Raw genomic sequence first — 22,739 nt, 5'->3', positions numbered from 1 at the left:
GCGCCTAGAGCGTGCTCAACTCTTCAAAGAGCGCCATATAGATCCTGTAGCGCGCAGGGCTGATCTTGTTCTTCGACGCCGCAATCACGCCGCAACCCGGCTCATGCATATGCGTGCAGTTGTAGAACCTGCATTCCGCCACATGAGGCTTGATATCTGGCATGTACGCCGCCAGTTGCATCGGATCGATATGGCGGAGGCCGAACTCCTGAAAGCCTGGTGAATCGATCAAGGCGGTGCGGTGCGCCTCATCCATCCAGTACCAACTGGTGCTGGTCGTGGTGTGCTTGCCCGAGTTGAGCGCTTGCGAGATCTCTTGTGTCTGCGCGCTGGCGCCCGGAACCAGCCGGTTGATCAGCGTGCTCTTGCCCGCGCCTGAAGGGCCGAGAATCAGCGTGGTGCGGCCTTCCAGCCGGTCCATGAGCGCGCCGATGCCATCGCTTTCGGCGGTTGCCGATTCAGCAAGCACCCTGGATTTTGCCGCCAGGGGCAGCACCGCATACCCCATGGCACGGTACGGTTCGAGCCGCTGCCAGGCGTTTGCGAAGGGAGAGGCCAGATCGGCCTTGTTGAGCACGATCAGCGGCTCGATATGTTCGGCCTCCGCGGCAATCAAGGCCCGGGCCAACTGGTGCTCCGAGAACTCAGGCTCAGCGGCCACCAGAATCAGCACCTGATCAAGGTTGGCCGCAAAGGATTTGGTGCGCACCTCATCCTGCCGGAAAAACAGGTTGCGGCGAGGCGTGATCTGCTCGATCGTGCCTTCATCCTGCGAGGGCTGCCACCGCACACGGTCGCCGACCACCACTGCCAGCTTCTTGCCGCGAGGGTGGCAGATCACGCGCTCGCCCTCAGGCGTTTCCACCACACAGTGGCGGCCGTGGCTGGCCACGATCAGGCCTTCACGCAGCGGCATGGCCGAGGCGGCGGCGGGGCGGGGAGGGCGTTGCTTGCTCACGCGGTGGCCCGGCCTTCAGGCAGGGCATCCACGCGTGTGGCTGCATCGATATCGCGCTGCGTCAACCCGCCCGCATCATGCGTGGTGTAGAGCACGATGCATCGGTTGTAGCTCACATGCAGGTCGGGGTGGTGGTCCATGGCGTGTGCCACAGCTGCCACGGCATTGACGAAGGCCATGGTCTGGTGAAAGTCCGCAAATCGCCAGCTTCTCCGGATGGCGGCCTTGCCATCGTGCTTCACGCGCTGCCAGCCGTGCAGACCGGTCAAGGCGGCGTTCAAGTCGTTCGAAGTCATGCGTGGGCTCACGCGGGCACTATTTTCCCGCCCATGCGCGCGATGCGCTCTGAAGCGGGCGGGTGTGAATAGTAAAAGCGGACGTAAAGCGGATCGGGCGTCAGGGTGGAAGCGTTGTCCTTGTACAGTTTGACCAGCGCATTCGAAAGATCCTGCGCGTTCGCTTGGGAGGCGGCGTAGGCGTCCGCTTCAAACTCATGCTTGCGCGAAAGCTGGGCCATCAGGGGCGAAAGGAAGAAGGTGAACACCGGCACCACCAGCGCAAACAGCAACAGCGCCAGCGCATGATTGGGAACAACGCCTCCCATCTGCGGCGGCAGGTTCGGTGTGACGCCCAGGCCGGCATAGAACCATGGCTGGTTCGAAAGCCAGCCCAACAAGGCCAAGCCCGCCAGACTGAAGGCGAACAGGCCCACAATGCGCTTGAGAATGTGCTTGTGCTTGAAATGGCCCAGTTCATGCGCCAGAACCGCTTCGACTTCCGGCGGTGTGAGCTGCGCCAGCAGGGTGTCGAAGAACACCACGCGCTTGGCGGCGCCGAAGCCGGTGAAATACGCATTGGCATGGGCGCTGCGGCGGCTTCCGTCCATCACGAACAGCCCCTTGGCCGCGAACCCGCAGCGAGCCATGAGCTGCGTGACACGCTCCTGGAGCAACTCATCCTGCAGCGGCTGGAATTTGTTGAACAGCGGGGCGATCACCGTGGGGTAGATCACCATCATCAGGAGGCTGAAAGCCATCCAGGCACCCCATGTCCACAGCCACCAGAGGCTGCCCGTGGCTTGCATCAGCCACAGCGCCAAGGCGGCCAGCGGCAGGCCGATCACACAACCCACCACCGTGGATTTCACGAGATCCGCCAGCCAGAGCTTGAGCGTCATCTTGTTGAAACCAAAGCGCTCTTCGATCACGAAGGTCTGGTACAGCGCGAGCGGCAAATCGATCAACCCATTGATGAGGGCAAAGGCTGCCAGCAATGCCAGCGGCTGCAAAAGCGGGTAGCCAGGCCCGAAAACCGAGAGCAGGGCGGCATTCAGCGCATCCAGACCGCCCAGCAGCGTCCAGCCCAGCAGCACCGCTGCGCTGAGCGCCAACTCCAGCAAGCCAAAGCGCAGCTTCGTCACCGTGTAGTCGGCGGCGCGCTGATGGGAATCCAGGGCAATGGTCTGCGAGAACTCTGCCGGCACAGCGGCGCGGTTTCGCGCCACGGCGCGAATCTGCCGGGTGGCCAGCCACAGCTTCACCCCTACGTTGGCGAGCAAGGCAAGGCCAAACACCAGGCTGGTCAGCGCGGCTGGAGACAGGAAAAAGGCGGTTTCAGTCAAGGCTGGTCTCGATTAACTTCTGCGGCAAATGAGTGTATGGGCATTTTTGCTGAACGGCACTTAGAACGTGTTTACACTGAGAAAACCATGACGGCCATGACTTTTCAAACAACACGCCTTTCTTGGGCGTTACTTCTGGCTGCCTCCAGCCTGTTCCTATCCGGGTGTGCCTCCAGCATGCATGATCACGAACCGCGAAAACCAAGCCAACCGCCAGCGGTGGGAATGCCCAACCCCGCATCTGCCTACTGTATCAAGAAGGGGGCAAAGTCGTCATCCAGAAAGACAGGGACGGCAATCAGTTTGGCATGTGCCACCTTCCTGACGGCACGCAGATGGAAGAATGGGCGCTCTTCAAGCGAGACAACCCGCCTACCCGGTAAAGCCGCGTACATCGCATGCATTTTCGGAAGTCATCCCCGGCTCGGAGACAATGCCAGCCATGACTGACCTTGAAAATACAGCGCCAATCCCCGCCATAGCCGCCGATCTTCCCAAGTCCAACCAGAACCTCGTGTGGCTCGATTGCGAGATGACCGGGCTCGATCCCGAAAAAGAGCGCATCCTTGAAATTGCCGTGGTGGTCACGGGCCCGAATCTCACGCCCCGCGTGGAAGGGCCCGTGCTGGTGATTCACCAGAGCGATGCCCAGCTCAACCAGATGGACGCCTGGAACAAGGGCACTCATGGGCGCAGCGGCCTGACTGAAAAAGTGAAGGCTTCCACGCTGACCGAAGAAGAAGCCGAGAAACAGATCATCGCCTTTCTCTCGCGCTACGTGGGCAAAGGCGCCTCGCCGCTGTGCGGCAACACCATCAGCCAGGACCGGCGCTTCCTGGTCAAGTACATGCCGCGGCTGGAGGCGTACTTCCACTACCGCAACATCGATGTCAGCACGCTGAAGGAGCTCGCGCGCCGCTGGCGGCCGGAAGTATGCGATGCGTTCAAGAAGCAGCAAGCGCATACCGCGCTCGCCGACGTGCATGAATCCATCGATGAGTTGGAGCACTATCGCACGCATTTCATCCGGATGGAAAGCTGATTCCAGGGGAATAGTCGACATGCGGCTTGATGAATTGTTGTTTTCCCAGGGGTTCGGTACCCGGCGTCTTTGCGCGGGCCTGATCGAGCGTGGGCTGGTCTCGGTGCGGGGCACGGTATGTACTGATCCGGCTACCGAATGCAATACCGATGAGCCCGGCTTGCCGTTCAGCGTGCAAGACCAGCCGTGGGTCTACCATGCCAAGGCCTACCTGATGCTGCACAAGCCGATCGGCACCGAGTGCTCGCACCGGCCGGGCGCATGGCCCAGTGTCTACAGCCTTCTGCCGGCGGCGCTGCGCCAACGCCCGACGCCGGGAAAAGTGCAGGGTGTGCAGGCTGTCGGCCGGTTGGATCAAGACACCACGGGCCTGCTGCTGCTGTCTGACGACGGCGCCTTCATCCACCGCATGAATTCACCCAAGCGGCATGTTCCAAAGGTCTACGATGTCACCGCGAAGCATCCTCTGGACGACAAGCAGCGAGACCGTTTGCTCGCGGGCGTGGTGCTGGACGACGACCCCCGTCCCGTGCGCGCCGCTGCATGTGAAATCGTGGCCCCTACGCACTTGCGGTTGACGCTCACGGAAGGCAAATACCACCAGGTCAAACGCATGGTGGCTGCCGTGGGCAACAGGGTAGAGGGGTTGCACAGGTCGCAGATCGGCGGATTGGTGCTGCCGGCGGATATGGCGCCAGGGCAGTGGCGCTGGCTCAGCGAGGCAGATCTGGCACTGCTCGCCTCTTGAGCCCGCAGCTTCTACGGCATTCCCGCCAGGAAATCCTTGATCGCCGCATTCACCGCCTCGGGTTGATCACGATGAGGTGAGTGCCCGCAATGGGGCAGCTCCAGCCGCTGCGCATGAGGTACCGCATGCACAAGCCCGTCGATCTGGGCCATGGTGCCGTAGGCATCATCGACCCCTTGGATGGCCAGTAGCGGCGCCTTGATCGCCCGGCATTCCTCGCGGATATCGAAATCACGGAATTCCTTGGACAGCCAGATATCGTTCCACTGCCAGAAAGCCACATCCACATCGTCGTGGTATTTGCCCAGGCGCTCGCGCAACGGAGTCGTTTGGTAGGCGGTACGCGCTTCTTCGATCGACTTCACGCTCACATCCTCGACGATCACATGCGGCGCCATGACCACACAAGCCGCCACCGGATGCCGGGTGGCATGGAGCAGGGCGATCGTCGCGCCGTCCGAGTGCCCCACCAGGACTGGGCGCTCAATGCCCAGCTTGGCCAGCAGCTTGGGCAGAATTTCCATTGCTTCGCGATGCATGTAGTCGGGCTTCAGCCGGCCGCTGCGCTGGCCGTTCGCGTGCTGGCGCGGCTCTCCGCGCACATCCTGCACTGGGCTGGATTTTCCGTACCCCTGCCTTGAATACACCCATCCTGTACGGCCGGTCACCGCGCAAAGCGCCGCAGGCCAATCGCGCCACATGCTGACGGAGCCCAAACCTTCGTGCAGAAAAACCAATGGGGCCAAGTCTTCGCTGGCGCCAGGAGGCGCAGAAATGCGATCCAACTCAAGAAAAACGCCGTCGATGTCCACCTGATTCATGTCTCGAATGTTAATGGAAGGGTCGCCATGCATTAGAACGTCAAAAATCAAAACGTCAGCAACGCGGCATACACTTCCATGCCCACCCGAAAACCCCTCCCGTGACCACAATTTCCCGTCTTTTGCCTTGCGTCCTGCTGGCTTGCGCATTGGCGGCCTGCCTGGACGATTCACGTGGCCAGCAAGCGCGCGCCGCGTCACCCGTGTTACCCCCAGCCAGCGCACCAGCCGCACCAGCCGAGGCAAAGGTCAATCAGGTGGCAACCATTTCCCCTCAGGCGGTGGAGCCGTCCCCCGAGGCACGGCCAAGCGCTCCCAGCACGGGGCCCGTCACCGCGAACCGCAAAGGCGCCCCGGTTTTCGTGCTCAACTCGCTCGACGGCAATGTCAGCATCATCGATCCCATTACCTGGCTCGAAATCAAGCGCATTCCCACTGGCAGGGAGCCACATCACCTGTATCTCACGCCCGACGAGAAATCCGTGATCGTCGCCAACGCTGGGGCTGATTCGCTGACTTTCATCGATCCACGGACAGCCGAAGAGCAACGCACATTGCGTGGGATCCTCGATCCCTACCATCTGCGCTTCTCGCCTGATATGAAGTGGTTCGTGACCGCCGCCAACCGGCTCAACCACATCGACATCTACAGCTGGGACGGCACCACCCCCACGCTGGTCAAGCGCATTGCCACCGGCCGCACGCCCAGCCACCTCTGGATCGACAGCAAAAGCACCACCATCTGGTCAAGCATGCAGGACAGCGATGAGCTGGTCGTGATCGATCTGGCGACGCAAACATTGAAATACCGTGTCAAGACGGGCGCTATGCCGGCCGACGTCTTTGTGACGCCAGACGACAAAACCCTGCTGCTGGGCCTGACAGGCGGCGACGGGGTTGAGGTCTACGACGTGGCGGGCGGCAAGGAGCCCGTGCTGCTGAGCAAGATCCTCACAGGCAAGGGCGCTCATGCCTTCCGGTCAGCCGGCGATGGCCAGCACGTTTACGTGAGCAACCGTGTGGCCAATACCATCAGCCGCATCAACTACCGGACACTGGCGGTCGATGCCACGTTCCCCGCGCCCTCCGGCCCCGATTGCATGGATATCTCGGCCGATGGCAAGCTCATCATGGTCGGCTCGCGCTGGGCCAGAAAGCTCACCGTGATCGACATCGCTTCGCAAAAAATACTGCGCCAGGTGAACGTCGGCAAGTCACCCCATGGCGTCTGGACATTGGACCATGTGGCGCGCCAGTAGAAGATTCATCACCATAGCCGTGGCCTGCGCGGCAGCGTGCGGCGCTCTCTCCAGCACCGCCGCACAGCCCGCCGAAGCCGGCTGCAAACCCGTTTACCTCACTTTTGATACCGGCCACATGGGGGTTGCCCCCTGATTGCCGACGTGCTCAAGCGGCAGAACGTCAAAGTCACTTTCTTTGCTGCCAACGAGCGCACCAAGGAGGGCGATGGCAGCCTGGGCGAGCATTGGGCGCCCTGGTGGAAGGCCCGTGCGGCGGAAGGGCATGAATTTGCATCGCATACCTGGGGCCACGACTACTGGCAGCGTGACTTGCCGGGCCAGCCCCCGAAGTTCCAGATCAAACCCTCCGCCGGCGAGGACGCCGGCCGCCGTCTTCAATGGAGTACCGCCCAGTATTGCGAGAGCATCACGCGTGCCGCGGCACGCCTGACCTCCGTCACCGGCAAGAAAACGCTCCCGCTCTTTCGCGCGCCCGGTGGCAAGACCTCACCCGCGCTGCTGGCCGCTGCCGAAAGCTGCGGCTACAAATACGTAGGCTGGTCGCCTGCCGGGTTTCTGGGCGATGAGTTGCCAAGCGGCGCCTATCCAAATGCAGCACTCTTGAAGAAGGCACTCGCAGATATACGGCCGGGTGATATCTTGCTGGCGCACTTGGGGATCTGGTCGCGCCAAGACCCCTGGGCACCGGCGGTGCTGGAACCCTTGATCGTGGGCCTGAAACAGAAGGGCTTTTGTTTCGCTACCCTGCGGGAGCACCCGGATTTCAAGGCCTGGATCACCGCCCACGGCGGCTAAGAGCGTGATCTGAGCAAACAGACCCTTATGAATTGGTTTTCCAGCATCTTTGCCGCCGTGCAGCAATGGCTGTTTGAGAGTTTCATTCAGCCGGTTGCATTTGCCCTGGGAGCAGGCAATCTGCTGGAAGATGGGTATGCGGCTACCGGCTGGCTCGTGGTGGGCCTGCTGCAGATCGCCGTCATGGTCCTGGTTTTCGGCACGGCGCAGCGCCTTTGGCCCGTCGAAAAAGTCACAGACCGCCACGCGATCCGAGTGGATGTGCTGTACACCCTGCTGCATCGCTTGGGTATTTTCAAGCTGATGATGTTCTTCACATTCGAGGAATGGGCGCTCCAGCTATTTGGCGTTTTGCGTGCGCACGGCCTGCCAACGCTGCAGATTGATCAGATCTGGCCCGGTGTATCGGATGTGGCGTGGGTGAGCTTTCTGCTTTACCTTGTGGTCTTTGATGCGCTGGGCTACTGGGTACACCGCTTCCAGCATCGCTTTCACTGGTGGTGGCAGTTGCATGCTGTGCACCACAGCCAGCGCCAGATGACCATGTGGACAGACAACCGCAATCATCTGCTCGATTCAGTGCTGGTGGACCTGGTTTTCGTAGCCGCGGCGCTGCTCATTGGGGTAGGGCCGTCCCAGTTCGTCGCCTTGGTGGCGCTTTCGCAGTTGTTCGAAAGCCTGCAACACGCCAATCTGCGCTGGCCATGGCCCCGCTGGGCGGAGCGGATGGCGGTCAGTCCACGCTTTCATCGCCGTCACCATGAGGTCGCACTAGGACACGAGCCCGGCCATACCCAAGCCCACCCTTATGGCGCCAATTTCGGCATCCTGTTTTCCGTCTGGGACATCCTTTTTCGAAGCGCCGACTGGCAGGGCGGCTACAAAGCCACAGGAATAGACGACCAGGTCCAATCAGGCCGGGACTATGGGCGGGGGTTCTGGGCTCAGCAAGGCCTGGGCATCGCACGCTTGTTCAAGCGCGATGCGGGCCTATCCCGGAGAGTTGGTCAAGTGCGGTCTAACCAGTAACCGGCGCCGGCTCACTGAGCGCTTCCTTGAAGAACTCATAGACATAGAACACCCCGGAATAGGTGTAGGTAAACCCAAGCATATTGACCAGCCACAGGGCCGTGCTTTGTGGCGCTGGTTGAGCCGCGGCTGCGGCGGGGGCTGATGGAGGCGGCAATAGCAATGAACTGAGCTTTCCCCAGACCACGCCGACCACCTTGAAAGTCATTTGCCCCCAGAACACTTCGATGGCCTTGTTTTTGGCATAAGTGCAGCCATTGGCTGCCACGTTATAGGCGCAAGCTGAATCCTGAATACAGTTGGCGCCGGCTTTCAATGATTCCGCTCCATTTGACAATCTAGCCGCCGCGAGATTCAGTACGCTTGCCGCCTTTTGGGGGTAACTGATGCTCAGTGCAAAATCTTTCCACTCAAGCGCGCTTCCATAGGCGTCTTTCAGGGCGGCAGATGCCGCTCTGGATAAAAGACCAATGCCCGCTACGCTCAAGTCTGGCCGGAAATAGGATACCGCGCCAAGGCCTGCTACCACCGAGCCGGCAGCAAGGTACATCTTCAGGGAGCTGGAGCTTATTGGCGGGGTTGATTTGAGCTCAACCTCAAAGTGGAAAATCTTACTTTCCGCGTCATCCAGTGCAATGGAATAGGCAAAGCGGTCATGAATATTCGAGCGCTGAAAACGCCCCTGGTAATCCGCCCCCGCCAGATTTTTCAAGGCGTAGAACTTCTCGATCAAATCGAAATTCGAGATCGAACCGCTCCTGGCATGCAGCTCTTGCATCAAGGCATTCGCCGTCTCGCGTTTTGTCTCGCAAAACCACGGTGCAACGCTATCGAATAGGCGTGCCAGTTCGTCGTTGCATTCCTGCTCTGCTTCCGCGGTGAGCTGAGCTCGATCGATCCCTGGATCAAGAGGTCGAGACGAATTGATCGGGGAGGGGGCGGTAGCGGGGCCGGGCATTCGATACTCCTTGAGCCTGAAAAAGGCTCATCTTTCGTGAGGAATATCGTTCGTAACACTTTAGAATTACAAGTTCCATCGTGAACACGCTCCAAGGAAGCCGGCTGCTATCGGTGCATGCTCTTCATGGCGCGCTCCACTTCCCGCTTGCCTTCGCGTTCCTTGATGGTGTCACGCTTGTCGTGCTCGGCCTTGCCTTTGGCAAGGGCAATCTCGCACTTCACACGTCCGTTTTTCCAGTGCAGGTTGAGCGGCACCAGGGTGTAGCCTTTTTGCTCCACCTTGCCAATCAGGCGCCGAATTTCGTCCTTCTTCAGGAGCAGTTTCTTCGTGCGTACAGCGTCCGGGCGAACGTGGGTTGAAGCTGTGCCCAGCGGGTTGATCTGGCACCCGATGACGAACAACTCACCATCGCGGATCACGACGTAGCCATCCGTCAATTGCACCTTGCCGGCGCGCAAGGCCTTGACTTCCCAGCCTTCAAGAACCATTCCGGCCTCGAAGCGCTCTTCGAAGGAATAATTGAACGAGGCCTTCTTGTTATCGGCGATGACGGGAGACTTGGATGCGGAAGATTTGGTGGCCATGGGCAAACAGATGAGGGCGATGCCCATCCGTCGCAAGGGATATGAGCATTCAGCCGGAAAAATAGGATCGTGAACACGTTCCTATCCGCCCGGTGGTGGTGCCTCTTAGAATTGGAGGCGAAACGTGCATTCTATGAAAACCGTCAGCAAATCAGTGCTCATCTGGTACACCCCCGAGGAAATGTTCGCCTTGGTGACCGATGTGGCACGTTATCCCGAGTTCCTTCCCTGGTGCGACCACACGAAAGTGCTGGCGCAAGATGACGCCGGCATGGAAGCCGAAATCGGCATCGCCTTCAAGGGCATCAAGCAAAGCTTCACCACCCGCAACGAGCATGTGGCCGGGCGGGAAGTCCGTATGCAGCTGGTGAAAGGGCCATTTTCCAACCTGGAGGGCGTCTGGCATTTCAGCCCCGTGGGCGATGGAAGCCAGCGTGCCTGCAAGATCGAACTCTCGATGAAATACGGCTTTTCCAACAGCCTGCTGGCTAAATTGGTCGGCCCAGTGTTCGACAAAATCGCCTCCAGCATGGTCGATGCCTTTGTGCAGCGCGCCGACCAGGTATACGGGCAGGCCTCGAAGTGAGAGCGGAAGTGAAAGCGGGTCCGCTTTCAGTCACGGTGGTGTATGCGCCAGCACCCCGGCAGGTGTGCGCAGTAGCCCTGGAAGTCCCCTCCGGCAGCACGGTTCACGACGCCTTGAAGGCCAGCGGCCTGCCTGAGCGGTTTCCTGGCTTCCCGCTTGAGGCCGGCAGCATCGGCATCTGGGGCCGCAAGGTGCCGCTGGACCAAGCGTTGCGCGATCAAGACAGGGTGGAGATCTGGCGAGCTCTGGTCGTGGACCCCAAGGTGGCACGGCGCGAGCGCTTCAACAAGCAGGGGGCGCGCTCCGCCGGGTTGTTTGCGCAGCGCAGATCAGGCGCGAAGCAAGGGTATTGAACCGCGCCAGGCGCTGGGCGGAGCGTCGTTTTTTTACTTGCAATCAGACTGGATAATGGCCTGCGTGCGTTCCAGCTCGGCGGCACGGGCCGCGTCATCCAGGATCTCTCTCTCGCCCCTGTCGTTCATCCGCGCCATGCGAATGCCGGAATCCAAGCCCACTTTAGCGGCTTGAGCGCGTTTGCAACTCTCGGCGCGCTGAGCCGCGATCTTCTGCTCTTCTTCTTTCTTTTTCGCCGCTTCAGCGGCTTCAGCCTGCTTCTTCTTTTCTTCCAAGGTTTTGTCGGTTCCTGTGGCGGAAGCGGCCCTGGCCGCTGCTGGCGCGGAAGACGCCTCCTGAGCGCCGGGCACAGACGCCGCCGCTGCGGCCCGGCGCGCCGTCACACTGGCGCCACGCGGCTGCTTCAGGATGTTCTTCTGCGGGACATCGGCCGGAGGAGGGCGGTCGCTATAGATCTTGCGGCCATCCTTGTCCACCCATTGGTACTGAGCAGATGCGACCCCGCAGACTGCAAGCGCGGCGCAGGCGATGAAAAAGCGAAGAGTGTTCATTGGGCATTCATTTGTGGGGGCAGTGTAGCGCCGCTCAAGCGCATCCCGTTGCACGCGGGTACAATTCTTTTTTGGAGCTTTCACATGCGCCTGCTCGGTAATGCGCTGACCTTCGACGACGTTCTGCTCGTCCCTGCGTTCTCCCAAGTCCTGCCCAAGGACGTCAATCTCTCCGCCCAGTTCACTCGCAACATCCGCCTGAACTTGCCTCTGGTGTCCGCTGCCATGGATACCGTCACCGAGGCGCGCCTGGCCATCGCCATCGCGCAAGAGGGCGGTATCGGTATCGTTCACAAGAACCTCACGGCCCAGGAACAAGCCGTACAGGTCTCGAAAGTGAAGCGCTACGAAAGCGGCGTGCTGCGGGATCCGGTCGTCATCACGCCCGAGCACACGGTGCTGCAGGTTATGCAGCTCTCTGATGAGCTGGACATCAGCGGCTTCCCGGTCATCGACCAAGGCCGCGTGGTTGGCATCGTGACGGGGCGCGATCTGCGCTTCGAAACCCGCTACGACGTCCCCGTGCGCGACATCATGACCCCGCGCGAGCGCCTCATCACGGTCCAGGAAGGCACGAGCCACGAGGAAGCCAAGCGCCTGCTCAACAAGCACAAGCTCGAACGCCTGCTCATGATTGACAGCCAGGACCGCCTCAAGGGCCTGATCACCGTCAAGGACATCACCAAGCAAACCACCTTCCCCAATGCCGCGCGCGATGCCAATGGCCGTTTGCGGGTCGGCGCCGCCGTGGGTGTGGGCGAGGGCACTGAAGAACGCGTGGACGCCCTGGTCAAGGCCGGGGTGGACGCCTTGGTGGTCGATACCGCCCACGGCCACAGCCAGGGCGTGATCGAGCGTGTCCGCTGGGTCAAGAAGAACTACCCCGATGTGCAGGTCATCGGCGGCAACATCGCCACCGGCGCCGCCGCTCGCGCATTGGTCGAGGCTGGCGCCGACGGCGTCAAGGTCGGCATCGGCCCTGGCAGCATTTGCACCACCCGCATCGTGGCCGGCGTGGGGGTCCCCCAGATTACCGCCATCGACAACGTGTCCACGGCGCTTGAGGGCACCGGCGTGCCGCTCATCGCCGATGGCGGCGTGCGTTATTCCGGCGATATCGCCAAGGCCATCGCCGCTGGCGCCAGCACCGTGATGATGGGCGGCATGTTCGCCGGCACGGAAGAAGCGCCCGGCGAGATCGTGCTTTTCCAAGGTCGCAGCTACAAGAGCTATCGCGGCATGGGCAGCATCGGCGCCATGCAGCAGGGCAGTGCCGACCGTTATTTCCAGGAAAGCAGCTCAGGCAATCCTAACGCTGACAAGCTGGTGCCGGAAGGCATCGAAGGCCGCGTGCCCTACAAGGGCAGCGTCGTCGCCATCATGTTCCAGATGGCTGGCGGCCTGCGCGCCAGCATGGGTTACTGCGGCTGCGCCACGATCGAAGACATGCGTACCAAGGCAGAGTTCGTGCAGATCACGGCAGCGGGCATTCGGGAATCGCACGTGCACGACGTGCAGATCACGAAAGAAGCACCGAACTACCGGGCAGACTGAACGGCAGACTCAAGCAGCGGCACCCATGCAACACGAAAAAATCCTGATCCTGGACTTCGGTTCCCAGGTCACCCAGCTCATTGCCCGCCGTGTGCGCGAGGCCCACGTGTACTGCGAGGTGCACCCCTGCGACGTCAACGACGACTGGGTGCGCGCTTATGCGGCCGATGGCAACCTGAAAGGCGTCATCCTCTCAGGCAGCCATGCCAGCGTGTACGAGGTCGACGACCGCGCTCCCGATGCCGTGTTCGCCCTGGGCGTACCGGTGCTGGGCATCTGCTACGGCATGCAGACCATGGCGCAGCAGTTGGGCGGCAAGGTCGAAGGCGGTCACAAGCGCGAATTCGGCTATGCAGAGGTGCGCGCACGCGGCCACACGGCGCTGCTCAAAGGCATCGAGGACTTCCACACCCCCGAAGGCCACGGCATGCTCAAGGTGTGGATGAGCCACGGCGATAAGGTCACCGAGTTGCCGGCTGGCTTCAAACTCATGGCCAGCACTGATTCATGCCCCATCGCCGGCATGGCGGACGAGGAGCGGCGCTTCTACGGCGTGCAGTTCCACCCCGAAGTCACCCATACTGTGCAGGGCAAGGCGCTGCTGGACCGTTTCGTGCTGGATATCTGCGCGGCGCGGCCTGATTGGGTCATGCGCGATCACATCGCCGAAGCCGTCGAATCCATCCGCCAGCAGGTCGGCAACGAGGAAGTGATCCTTGGCCTTTCCGGCGGGGTCGATTCCTCCGTTGCAGCAGCCCTGATCCATCGCGCCATTGGCGACCAGTTGACCTGCGTGTTCGTGGATCACGGCTTGCTGCGCCTTAACGAAGGCGACGCGGTCATGGACATGTTCGCCGGCAAACTGCACGCCAAGGTAGTCCGCGTGGACGCCAGCGAGCTCTTCCTGGGCGAACTGGCGGGCGAGACGGATCCAGAGCAAAAACGCAAGATCATCGGCCGCCTGTTCGTCGACGTCTTCAAGGCCGAGGCTGAAAAACTCAAAGCCAGCGGCCAGGGCCACAAGGGCGCCACCTTCCTTGCACAGGGCACCATCTACCCCGACGTCATCGAATCCGGTGGCGCCAAAAGCAAGAAGGCCGTCACCATCAAGAGCCACCACAACGTGGGTGGCCTGCCAGAGCAGCTCGGCCTGAAACTGCTGGAGCCTCTGCGCGACCTCTTCAAGGATGAAGTGCGTGAGCTGGGCGTGGCCCTCGGCCTGCCGCACGACATGGTCTACCGCCACCCATTCCCGGGCCCCGGCCTTGGCGTGCGCATTCTTGGCGAAGTCAAGAAGGAATATGCCGATCTGCTCCGCCAGGCCGACGCGATCTTCATCGAAGAACTCCGCTCCAGCATCGACAAGAACAGCGGCCGCAGCTGGTATGACCTCACCAGCCAGGCCTTCACCGTCTTCCTGCCGGTCAAGAGCGTGGGCGTCATGGGCGATGGCCGCACCTACGACTACGTCGTGGCCCTGCGTGCAGTGCAGACCAGCGACTTCATGACCGCCGATTGGGCAGAGCTTCCTTACAGCCTGCTCAAAAAGGTCAGCAGCCGCATCATCAACGAGGTGCGTGGTATCAACCGAGTCACCTACGACGTCAGCAGCAAACCGCCCGCGACGATCGAGTGGGAGTGAAATCGGATCCTTCGGGGACTATCGCCAGCTATCGAAAAAATGCCGTAACGTGTTGATTTAAAAGGAAATACGTCACGGCAGCTATCGGTGGCTATCGCCGGCCAGCACAACGGGTTGACGGTAGAGCTGACGGTAAGAACCGGAGGTCTGATTAAGACCCTCCCGTTTACTATTGAGACCAAACCGGTCTTTGACGGTAAAACACTCCCCTGGAAAGCTTGTTTCATGCGGCTTTCCGAGCATCAGCAGGTCTTCTGACCCCTGACGGTAAAAGCCGTCACGAAACAGGAGAAAAACCTCGATGCTTACCGACACAGCACTGCTCAATTTGAAGCCTAAGTCGTTGACTTATAAGACTTCTGACCGGGATGGGATGTACGTGACGGTATCGACCGCCGGTACCGTCACCTTCCGCTACGATTACCGTCTCCACGGGCGCCGCGAGACCTTGACCATCGGCCGCTATGGCCCTGGCGGCATCTCGCTGGCGCTGGCCCGCGAAAAGCTGCTCGACGCCAAGAAGGTCGTCGCTATGGGCCGTTCCCCAGCACTGGAAAAGCAGCGCGAGAAGCGCCGGCTGACCGCGGCCAAGAACTTTGGCAAGGTCGCCGTCAAATGGCTGGCGGACGCCCGGATGGCTGACAGCACGCGTGCGATGCGCAAGCACGTGGTCGATCGCGACATCCTACTGGCCTTCCAGAACCGCCTGCTCAACGAGATTGCCGCCGATGACCTGCGGGCCTTGTGCAACAAGGTGAAGGCGCGCGGTGCGCCTGCCACGGCGGTGCATGTCCGCGACATCGTGAAGCAGGCCTATGCCTTCGCCATCCTGCACGGCGAGAAGGTGGACAACCCCGCTGAGGACGTGGGCGCCGCGTCGATTGCGACCTTCGTTCCGAAGGATCGTGCCCTGTCGCCGCTGGAGATCCGGCTGATGGCGTGGCAGATGGAATCGGTGGCGACCTATCCATCCGGCTGGCGCTGCGCATGATCCTGCTGACCCTGGTGCGCAAGAGCGAACTGATCTAGGCCACTTGTAATGTATTTACATAATTTATTTACAAATTACAAAATGTATCGAACAATAAAATAACAGTAAATTCAAGCTCGAGCAACGTCAAGCTCAGAGCCGTCTTCTTGGGGGGCATGGCCGCATGGCTGAGAAAATTCGTCCGATGGAAATTGCAGAGAGAGAACTAAATGGAAGGGACCGTGCGCATTCGATCTACCTGACAGGGTGTGCATCACCCCACATGGTTGGACTCTCGGGGAATGTCTGATGTTTACCACCAAGTTCGGGCCATTCAACGGCTCCACCTGGGAGGGACTCTGCCAACAGGTCTTCAAGCGCAAATACCAGGCTGAGTGCTATCAGCAGATGCATGCCTCTCCAGGGGACTATGGCATCGAGGGCTACACCGTGAACACGGGGTGGGCCTTCCAGTGCTACTGTCCTGAGAAGCACTATGTACGTGGCCTTCGTCATCGACGTATTCGCCCGGCGTATCGTGGGCTGGCCCTCGACAGCTTCGAGCTCTGAGACGTAGTTGATTCCATTCCGCCACGAGGCGTGGGCTTCTGTCTTGAGGCGATTGCCTTCCTCTATGCGTGCCTCGATTTCGCTGAAGCGGGCGTTTTCTACCTCCAATACACCTTCGACGACTGCGCTACCTGTTCCACGTATCACGCCTGTTGGAGCCAGATCTGTGAAGTCGAAACTGTTGCTGACTAAGTCCACAACATAAGTCACACCGTCGGTTGTGGTCGCTTTGAGCCGCTTGAAATTGGGGCCACGAGTTCGATACGACGTGATTGTGGCATCATGAACCTTACTCGCCTGCGCAATGCATGAAGCGTCTACCACGCCGTTTCGGTTCTGATACGCAAATCTTGTTGGCAAACGAATATGCGTTGCCGCAGCGATGTCCGCCTCCATAACCATTTCCTGCCTCCACTATCCGCTTGTATGGCCTTCGTCTCTCTGACCTGTTTGAACAGTCAAATAGCGATCCGCGCGTTAGTCCCCGCATGCTCACGCAAGAGATACAGCAGCCCGCCGCCATCAATCAGTTCAATGGGCTTGTCTTTGGAAAAGTTGTACGCATCGGGGCCATAGCCGCTGGTGCAGACCAGGATGCCCTTGTTGGCCCCTTCATTGAGCATGGTTCCGTACAGATCCCGCACGGCACTCACTCCCACCGTGTCGCGATAGCGCTTGGCTTGGATCACTACCTTACCGCCGAGCACTGGGCGGGTGTCGAAGGCAACAGCATCCACGCCGCCATCCCGTGAACTACGCGTGAGCTTGGTATCAAGCCCCATCTTGCTGAAGAGATTGGAGACGAGTACCTCGAAGTCTGCCGGCGTCAGGTCCATCAGATTCGGGCGCGTTTCGAGCCCTGACAAGGCATCCCCTTGCTCGATGAAGCGCTTGTCGACCATGTCGAATCCGATGATTGGCTTGACCGCTTGCAACTCGTCCGGGCGGTTGGATACCTGGGCGCCGAGATTTCGCAGGCAGGCCACCTTGTCGACCTTGTCCAGTCGCAAACCCAAGAATTCCATCTTCGGCGCTCGCACCGACACGACCGGTACGCGCACTTCGCGCCCACTGGCCGGATCGTGGGTGTCCACCATGCCATTGAACGTCACCAGCGCGAGCGCATCAGCCTGATCGGCCTCGAACAGTTCGTGCAAGGTGCGCAGCGTGATCGAGGCGACGATGTCCTGGTAGAGCTGCTTGATCTCCGCAGGCTTCCTGGCCTTGGACTCGATGGCATCCTTGGTCTTGACGTAACGGTACTCTGCGTCCTTCGGGATTGCCTGCACTTCCGGCAGGTCGTATTCCACGATCAGTTCCGACGAATCAGGGCTGTAGGCAATGCGAAATTTCTGCGGAAACCCTTCCGTGGGGTACTCCGACCGGGCCAGCACCATTTCGTTGTAGGCCACTACAGCATCCGGCTCCTTCACGCGGTAAGCCGTCTGGAACTCATCAACCTCTGCGTTGCGGCGCTTGTTCTCCATCTCAAACTGATTCTTGCGCTGGTCGTAGTCCGCCTTGAGCTTGGCAAACTGCTCGCGCTTGGTGGCCTCGGCTTGGTTGTAGCGCGAGACTTCCGACCGATGGTCGCTGGCCGCCTTGGCCAGTGCAGCCGCATGCTTCTTCGCGGCGCCGGGAATCAATTTACGCAGGCCAGAGGGTGAGGGCACTTGTGGCGCGCGTGGGGCGCTGCCCGGTGCGAGTTCCGGTGGCGGCTTGAACGCTTCGAAATCCGCCGCTGGCCGAAGTGCATCAAAGTCGATCCGGTCATCCACTGACAACGTATGCGCCAGGATGCCTTGCAGTTCTTCGAGCCGATCCTGCAGTTCTGCATTCAAATCATCCACTTCGCCCTGCCGATCAGCCAGATATTGCGCCTTGGCGAGTTTTTGCGCGGCACGCTCGTCGCGGCTTTGCTGCGCCAGCGCCATGCGCTGGTGGCGTTCGATTTGCCGTGCCTGGGTCAACTGCGCGCGGATGCCTCGTTGGCGCTCACGCTCCGCGGCTGCCACTGCCCGCGCCGTGGCACGCAGGAATCCCTCAAATCCGCTTCTTCGCCCCATCTCTTCTCCTTCTTCTCGGTATCGCCATCAAACGCTCTGGGTCTCACGCGTGCCTCGGCATCCTTCAGAAAACGCTGAACATCCCCAGAAGACTTTGCCGGCTGCGGCTCCTCGCTTCGCCACGCGCCGCACCATCGGCTTCCCGCATCGAGGGCAGGGCGGTTCCGCAGACGCTGCCAGCTCCATGACTTTGGTCATCCCCGTTGTCTGTGTATGCCTGTCGAGCGGCATCACGGCTTGCGGGACTCTCAAATTGGAAGCCGATGGGCGGTCCCCATCCTTGTTTCGCGCTTCGCGCAGCAGATTCATGAGGGCAGAGCCATCGATCAGCTGGATGTTGCGGCCGTCGGCGAATGCCGAAGCCTCTTGCGTAAAGCGCCCGGAGGTCACGACGAAGCCGCCCGCAGCACCATGCGCAGCCATCACGCCATACAGTTCCCGCACGGTGGAGACGCCCACCTTGAAGGCCTTCCACTGCTTGCACTGCACGAAAGTCTTCTCACCAGCCTTGGTGAGCACCAAGTCCACTCCGCCATCGGCGCCGCCACCGCCAACCTCTTTGACCACATAGCCCCGGCGCCGGAATCCTTCACCAACCAGCAGTTCGAACTGCTGCCAGGACATGCCGTGCAGTGCATCGGCGCTGCTGCTCGCCGAGGTGCTATCGAACAGGGCGCGCCGCTGTCGGCGACGTACCGCTGATATCACGGCCCCGAAGAGGCAGATCATCGGCAATAGGTACTGGCCTCCCATGGCGAGGCCTTGCCAAATCGCCGTCGTAGCCATCTGGCCGATTTGCTGAGCGGACTGCACAGCAGGCAGAGGACGCGTGGCAACGGCATGCAGCAGCCAGTAGCTGATCAGGGCCAACCCCACACCTGCCCACCAGGGCAGCAAGGCTACCAAGTCCATGAGGTCCTCGGCCGCGCTGGATCTACGCCGTCTCGTCATCAATTTCCTTTTTGAAATCGCCGATCTACAGATGAGCTAACATTCTGCAACACTTTTTCAAAGTGTTTGCTGGTGACGACGGTAGTGCCTTTATTTAATGCGTTGTCAATCTCTTTGTGATCTGCTTGCGTGTCTTGTCGCGCTGGGCTTTGAATGTCATAAGGTCGTCGAACCGCACACGGCGATGCTTGAGAGCCTTGGCTGGTTATCGCTTGCGTCCGCGCGGGGCCAGCAGTTCGGAACGTCCAATGACCTCCCGCTGCGGCTTGGCCGTCTCGGGGGCCGAGAAGCCTGCCTCGGCGATTGCTTGGTTGAGCCCCTTGAACGGGGCTGCCTTCTTGGAACTGCGCAGCGATGACATCCCATCGTTCCAGGCGTGCACCATCTGCTTGGCTGTCTCGCGCCAGCGTGGCTCGTTCTTGCCTGCGACGATCACTTCCCTGCCGACCTCCACCGCCGATTCACACAGTTGCTCGACCATCTCGGCATAACGGCGTGGCGCGATGCCAAGGCGCGTGTTGAAGAATCGCTCGAGCGCCTTCCCGGCGGCCCAGGTCTGGCGGCCGTCGATCGAAAGCCCCGGTGGATTTGCGGCATAGCGCGGGTAGGCCTGCGTGGTCACGATGTCATAGACCGGCGTGTAGCCGACATCGGTGAGCGAGGTGTAGTACAGAGAAATGTTCTTCGCGTGGCAGTCGGCGTTGCGCACCACGTAGTTCGTCAGCAAGTGCCAGCCCAGGTGTTCAAGTTGCGCTCGCACGCGCGCCGGTGGAAGATAGGCGCGCGTGGCATTCAGAACCTTCTCCGTGGTTGTGGCGTACTTCTCATGAGGCGGCAGGCCCAACAGGCTGCAGGCATCCTCGAGCCCGTGGGTGGGCACGCCGCTGGCATCGACGTCGAAGCGCTCGACGATCAGGACGCGACCATCGTCGGACATCTGCGTTCTGGCAACCGGCGCCACGTTCAGCCGTTCCAGCACACGCATGCTGTAGAACTCGTTGAAGCCCAGGTAAGGTGTGTTCTCGTCCGAGCCCTTGACGATGTGCCGGCTGGTGCGCAGCGTGGGCTTGCCGATCGACTCGCGCTGCGCGCCATCAGTGGCCTCGGGCGCGAGAAACTTGGGCACCATGCCGGAGATCGACGCACGGGCGTAGCGGCGCACCAGGCCAGCGAAGTGCTCGGTGGAGTTTTCTCCCTTGAGCAGTTGCGCGATGTCCAGCGGCGCCAGATCCTGGCCAGGCGTGACGCCCTCGGGCGTGATCGTGACACGGCCGATCCCGCTGCCGCCGACCACGGCCAAGAGCGACAGGTCAGTGCCATCGAGCTGGGGGCCGAACTCCTCGCGGATGATGCTCAGCAGATAGCCCTCGGGCAGGTTCTGGCGAAAGAACGGGTGCAGGTCGCGCGGCCAGCGCCAGGGCGCCTCGCGCACGGGCATGGCCAAGCTGACGAAGTCCGCCTCGGCGGTGCCTGGCAGGTACTTCAGCACGTACTCATCGCGCTCGCGGTAGAGCTGCGCGACGAGTCGGCCGCAGACCTGGACGTCGAGCCTCACGGCGTGTCATCCTGCCGCTGCTCGGCGAGGATGTCCTCGACCGTGCGCACATGGCCCAGCTTCACAGCCTTCAGGTCGTACCCTGCGGCTTCAAGCAGCCGAACCAGGGCAGACACGCTCATGTCCCCTTTGGCCACGGTCTCCATGCGGGCGACGGTCGTGCGCGAGACACCCGCACGCTGGGCGAGTTCGCCTTGGCTGAGACCTGCCTTCTTGCGGGCGTCTTTCAGCATTTCGGCGACGTCGAGTAGCGTAGTCATGTATCCCTTGGGATTCAAAAAAAGGGTTATTGGCTGAAATTGTAGCCCAAGGGATATATTTTAAAAAACCTGCTGACTCAGGTGAGAGGGGCATGGACATCAGCCCCGGCGATGGAAATTTGCGATACCGCAGTTGAGATAGCGCGACGGTTGACCTGCGTAAGCTCACCTAAGCCCGCGTCCCCGCGGGCATTTTTGTGGCTTTAGCCCAGTTCCTTGTGGATTCGTGTTTGAACATCTAAAATGAGATTAATTCTCATTTAACACTCATTCCATTTCCGTTCTGATGCCCGCTCCGGATCTACCACTGGCTGATGATTTGGCCGGCCTGTATGTGGAGCACAGCACGTGGCTTCAGGGCTGGCTGCGCAGGCGCATCGGCGACACATTCACGGCAGCCGAGGTCACGCAGGACACTTTTCTAAGCCTGCTGGACCGTCAAACCGCAACCGGCGAGATCCGCGAGCCCCGGCCATTCCTGGCAACCATTGCCAATCGGCTGCTTGCGCACCGGCATCGCCGGCAATTGCTCGAAAACGCCTATTTCGAAGCCATCGCGTGCCTGCCCGAAGAAGGGGCTCCTTCGCCGGAGACGCAGCTTATAGCGGTCCAAAGCTTGCGAGAGATCGACAGGGTGCTTGATGGCTTGCCTCCCAAGGTACGGGAGGCTTTTCTGTTGGCACACCTGGCCGAACTAAGCTACGCGGAGATCGCCGAGCGGTTGAAGGTCTCGGCCAGCTCGGTCAAGCAATATCTGTCCAGGGCCAACCGCGAATGCCTGTTCGCAATGACACTCTGATGCCATGGCCACCTGCAGCGACACGTTGACTTTGCCCAGCGGCCGGGTAATCAGCCGGGCCACTGCGGATGCGGCCGCAGATTGGCTTACCCTGTTGATGTCCGGCGAAGCTGTGGAGGAGCAGCAAAGACAATGGAGCCAGTGGCGCCAGGCGCATGCCGACCATGAAGCAGCTTGGCAGCACATCGAGTCCATCGTGGGGCGGATGAAATCATTCGGGCCCGGTCCGGCTTACACAGCACTGTCGTCTTATGGCGCGAGCGGCCGGCCGCCGTCCGCAGCTCGCCGAAGGACGACGCAGGTGCTCGTGTGGGCTGGACTGGCTACCGGAGCTGGGCTTCTCGCTTCTCGTACCGGCCCCTGGCAAGCCAGGATGGCGGACTGCCGGAGCGCGACCGGTGAACAGCGCAGCTTCGCACTCGAAGACGGCACACAGATCATGCTCAACACGGGCAGCGCAGTGAATCTGCGATTCGATGCGAGCGAGCGTCGCATCCTGCTAGTGGAAGGCGAAATCATGGTGGCCACTCGCCATGCGCCGGGTTTGGCCGCCGATCCTCGGCCGCTGCTGGTGGAGACCGCTGAAGGCAGCATCCGCTCGCTGGGCACCCGCTTCACCGTACGGCAGCGCTCCGGGCGCACCAGCGTGGCGGTTCTGGAGAGTGCCGTGGAGATCTCTTCCCGGAGCGCATTGGGTTCTACACGCGTGCTCCACGCTGGCGAGCAGACGCAGTTCAACCCGGAGACGATCGAGACACCCCGCGCGATCGATGAACAGACGGACGCGTGGACCCGGGGGCAACTTCTAGCTGACGAGCAGCGCCTCGACGAATTCCTGGCCGAGTTGGGTCGGTACCGCCCGGGCATGCTGCGCGCCGATCCGCAGATCGCGGGTTTGCGCCTGTCAGGCGTCTTCCCCCTGGCGGACACCGACCGCATCCTGGCCACACTGCCCAGCGTGCTGCCGGTACGCGTGCAGTGGCGTACTCGTTTCTGGGCGACAGTGGTACCTGCGGATCAGGCGCGCTGAATTTTTTGCTCGTTGACTGCCTGATCAGCG

At 60.9% G+C, this 22,739-nt stretch carries 23 protein-coding genes and 2 pseudogenes; 13 read left to right on the top strand and 12 right to left on the bottom strand.

Going from position 1 to position 22,739, the window contains the following annotated elements:
- Positions 1–4 precede the first annotated feature (4 nt).
- The 3 genes from rsgA to WJU18_RS15935 are packed head-to-tail and all read right to left on the bottom strand — an operon-like array spanning position 5 to position 2,579.
- A complete protein-coding gene (gene rsgA, locus WJU18_RS15945) occupies positions 5–916 on the bottom strand; it encodes a ribosome small subunit-dependent GTPase A (RefSeq protein ID WP_423461019.1) in 912 nt (303 codons plus the stop codon).
- A gap of 38 nt (positions 917–954) precedes the next feature.
- The gene (locus WJU18_RS15940; protein ID WP_423453788.1) at positions 955–1,254 is read right to left on the bottom strand and encodes a 4a-hydroxytetrahydrobiopterin dehydratase; all 300 of its coding nucleotides are present in this window, start codon (positions 1,252–1,254) and stop codon (positions 955–957) included.
- Positions 1,255–1,262: 8 nt separating this feature from the next.
- Positions 1,263–2,579, bottom strand: a complete 1,317-nt coding sequence (locus tag WJU18_RS15935; RefSeq protein ID WP_423453786.1) for a M48 family metallopeptidase — start codon at positions 2,577–2,579, stop codon at positions 1,263–1,265.
- A 239-nt stretch (positions 2,580–2,818) separates the two neighbouring features.
- On the opposite strand from WJU18_RS15935, the gene WJU18_RS15930 reads away from it, so the two are divergent.
- The 3 genes from WJU18_RS15930 to WJU18_RS15920 are packed head-to-tail and all read left to right on the top strand — an operon-like array spanning position 2,819 to position 4,369.
- On the top strand, positions 2,819–2,962 hold the full coding sequence (locus tag WJU18_RS15930) for a DUF333 domain-containing protein (RefSeq protein ID WP_423461018.1): 144 nt from the start codon (positions 2,819–2,821) through the stop codon (positions 2,960–2,962).
- Between the two features lie 59 nt (positions 2,963–3,021).
- The gene (orn, locus tag WJU18_RS15925) at positions 3,022–3,621 is read left to right on the top strand and encodes an oligoribonuclease (protein WP_423453785.1); all 600 of its coding nucleotides are present in this window, start codon (positions 3,022–3,024) and stop codon (positions 3,619–3,621) included.
- Between the two features lie 19 nt (positions 3,622–3,640).
- Positions 3,641–4,369, top strand: coding sequence for a pseudouridine synthase (locus WJU18_RS15920; RefSeq protein WP_423453783.1), 729 nt, complete (start codon positions 3,641–3,643; stop codon positions 4,367–4,369).
- Positions 4,370–4,380: 11 nt separating this feature from the next.
- On the opposite strand, the gene WJU18_RS15915 is transcribed toward WJU18_RS15920, so the two are convergent.
- Positions 4,381–5,190 (bottom strand): alpha/beta fold hydrolase, encoded by an 810-nt coding sequence (locus tag WJU18_RS15915; RefSeq protein WP_423453781.1) that lies wholly within the window; start codon positions 5,188–5,190, stop codon positions 4,381–4,383.
- Positions 5,191–5,552: 362 nt separating this feature from the next.
- Between WJU18_RS15915 and WJU18_RS15910 the strand changes: the two genes are divergently transcribed.
- The 3 genes and pseudogenes from WJU18_RS15910 (at position 5,553) to WJU18_RS15900 (ending at position 8,276) form a co-directional block, all read left to right on the top strand.
- Positions 5,553–6,449 (top strand): YncE family protein, encoded by an 897-nt coding sequence (locus WJU18_RS15910; protein ID WP_423461017.1) that lies wholly within the window; start codon positions 5,553–5,555, stop codon positions 6,447–6,449.
- Positions 6,433–7,247 (top strand): annotated as a pseudogene (locus WJU18_RS15905) (polysaccharide deacetylase family protein). The gene WJU18_RS15910 and the pseudogene WJU18_RS15905 overlap by 17 nt, the downstream one beginning before the upstream one ends.
- A gap of 27 nt (positions 7,248–7,274) precedes the next feature.
- Positions 7,275–8,276 (top strand): sterol desaturase family protein, encoded by a 1,002-nt coding sequence (locus WJU18_RS15900; RefSeq protein ID WP_423453780.1) that lies wholly within the window; start codon positions 7,275–7,277, stop codon positions 8,274–8,276.
- Here WJU18_RS15900 and WJU18_RS15895 read toward each other — a convergent pair.
- Entirely contained in the window at positions 8,266–9,234 is a 969-nt protein-coding gene (locus WJU18_RS15895; protein ID WP_423453778.1) for a hypothetical protein, read from the bottom strand. The genes WJU18_RS15900 and WJU18_RS15895 overlap by 11 nt on opposite strands.
- 107 nt (positions 9,235–9,341) lie before the next feature.
- On the bottom strand, positions 9,342–9,821 hold the full coding sequence (gene smpB, locus WJU18_RS15890) for an SsrA-binding protein SmpB (protein WP_423453776.1): 480 nt from the start codon (positions 9,819–9,821) through the stop codon (positions 9,342–9,344).
- Between the two features lie 133 nt (positions 9,822–9,954).
- Here smpB and WJU18_RS15885 point away from each other — a divergent pair, with 133 nt between their 5' ends.
- Both WJU18_RS15885 and WJU18_RS15880 read left to right on the top strand, forming a co-directional pair.
- A complete protein-coding gene (locus WJU18_RS15885) occupies positions 9,955–10,407 on the top strand; it encodes a type II toxin-antitoxin system RatA family toxin (protein ID WP_423461016.1) in 453 nt (150 codons plus the stop codon).
- A gap of 8 nt (positions 10,408–10,415) precedes the next feature.
- Positions 10,416–10,760, top strand: a complete 345-nt coding sequence (locus tag WJU18_RS15880) for an RnfH family protein (protein ID WP_423453775.1) — start codon at positions 10,416–10,418, stop codon at positions 10,758–10,760.
- A gap of 33 nt (positions 10,761–10,793) precedes the next feature.
- On the opposite strand, the gene WJU18_RS15875 is transcribed toward WJU18_RS15880, so the two are convergent.
- The gene (locus tag WJU18_RS15875; protein ID WP_423453773.1) at positions 10,794–11,312 is read right to left on the bottom strand and encodes a DUF4124 domain-containing protein; all 519 of its coding nucleotides are present in this window, start codon (positions 11,310–11,312) and stop codon (positions 10,794–10,796) included.
- 84 nt (positions 11,313–11,396) lie between these two features.
- Here WJU18_RS15875 and guaB point away from each other — a divergent pair, with 84 nt between their 5' ends.
- The 3 genes and pseudogenes from guaB to WJU18_RS15860 form a co-directional block, all read left to right on the top strand.
- Positions 11,397–12,866 (top strand): IMP dehydrogenase, encoded by a 1,470-nt coding sequence (gene guaB, locus WJU18_RS15870; RefSeq protein WP_423453771.1) that lies wholly within the window; start codon positions 11,397–11,399, stop codon positions 12,864–12,866.
- Between the two features lie 25 nt (positions 12,867–12,891).
- Positions 12,892–14,508, top strand: a complete 1,617-nt coding sequence (gene guaA / locus WJU18_RS15865) for a glutamine-hydrolyzing GMP synthase (protein ID WP_423453769.1) — start codon at positions 12,892–12,894, stop codon at positions 14,506–14,508.
- 301 nt (positions 14,509–14,809) lie between these two features.
- Positions 14,810–15,534: pseudogene (locus tag WJU18_RS15860) on the top strand (tyrosine-type recombinase/integrase); the annotation flags it as partial.
- Between the two features lie 199 nt (positions 15,535–15,733).
- Here WJU18_RS15860 and WJU18_RS15855 read toward each other — a convergent pair.
- The 5 genes from WJU18_RS15855 to WJU18_RS15835 form a co-directional block, all read right to left on the bottom strand.
- Complete coding sequence (locus WJU18_RS15855) at positions 15,734–16,444, bottom strand: hypothetical protein (protein ID WP_423453767.1); 711 nt, start codon at positions 16,442–16,444, stop codon at positions 15,734–15,736.
- Positions 16,445–16,506: 62 nt separating this feature from the next.
- Positions 16,507–18,114 (bottom strand): restriction endonuclease, encoded by a 1,608-nt coding sequence (locus WJU18_RS15850; RefSeq protein ID WP_423453765.1) that lies wholly within the window; start codon positions 18,112–18,114, stop codon positions 16,507–16,509.
- A gap of 27 nt (positions 18,115–18,141) precedes the next feature.
- Positions 18,142–19,065, bottom strand: coding sequence for a restriction endonuclease (locus WJU18_RS15845; RefSeq protein ID WP_423453763.1), 924 nt, complete (start codon positions 19,063–19,065; stop codon positions 18,142–18,144).
- A 205-nt stretch (positions 19,066–19,270) separates the two neighbouring features.
- On the bottom strand, positions 19,271–20,620 hold the full coding sequence (locus WJU18_RS15840; protein WP_423453761.1) for a type II toxin-antitoxin system HipA family toxin: 1,350 nt from the start codon (positions 20,618–20,620) through the stop codon (positions 19,271–19,273).
- Entirely contained in the window at positions 20,617–20,880 is a 264-nt protein-coding gene (locus WJU18_RS15835; protein ID WP_423453759.1) for a helix-turn-helix domain-containing protein, read from the bottom strand. The genes WJU18_RS15840 and WJU18_RS15835 overlap by 4 nt, the downstream gene beginning before the upstream one ends.
- 286 nt (positions 20,881–21,166) lie before the next feature.
- Here WJU18_RS15835 and WJU18_RS15830 point away from each other — a divergent pair, with 286 nt between their 5' ends.
- Both WJU18_RS15830 and WJU18_RS15825 read left to right on the top strand, forming a co-directional pair.
- Entirely contained in the window at positions 21,167–21,679 is a 513-nt protein-coding gene (locus WJU18_RS15830) for a sigma-70 family RNA polymerase sigma factor (protein WP_423453757.1), read from the top strand.
- Positions 21,680–21,683: 4 nt separating this feature from the next.
- Complete coding sequence (locus tag WJU18_RS15825; protein WP_423453755.1) at positions 21,684–22,709, top strand: FecR domain-containing protein; 1,026 nt, start codon at positions 21,684–21,686, stop codon at positions 22,707–22,709.
- The last annotated feature ends 30 nt before the right edge of the window (positions 22,710–22,739 follow it).

The sequence above is a fragment of the Ottowia sp. VDI28 genome (assembly GCF_049532675.1).
Classification (GTDB): domain Bacteria; phylum Pseudomonadota; class Gammaproteobacteria; order Burkholderiales; family Burkholderiaceae_C; genus Ottowia.
This window is presented reverse-complemented; position numbering and strand designations above follow the sequence as displayed.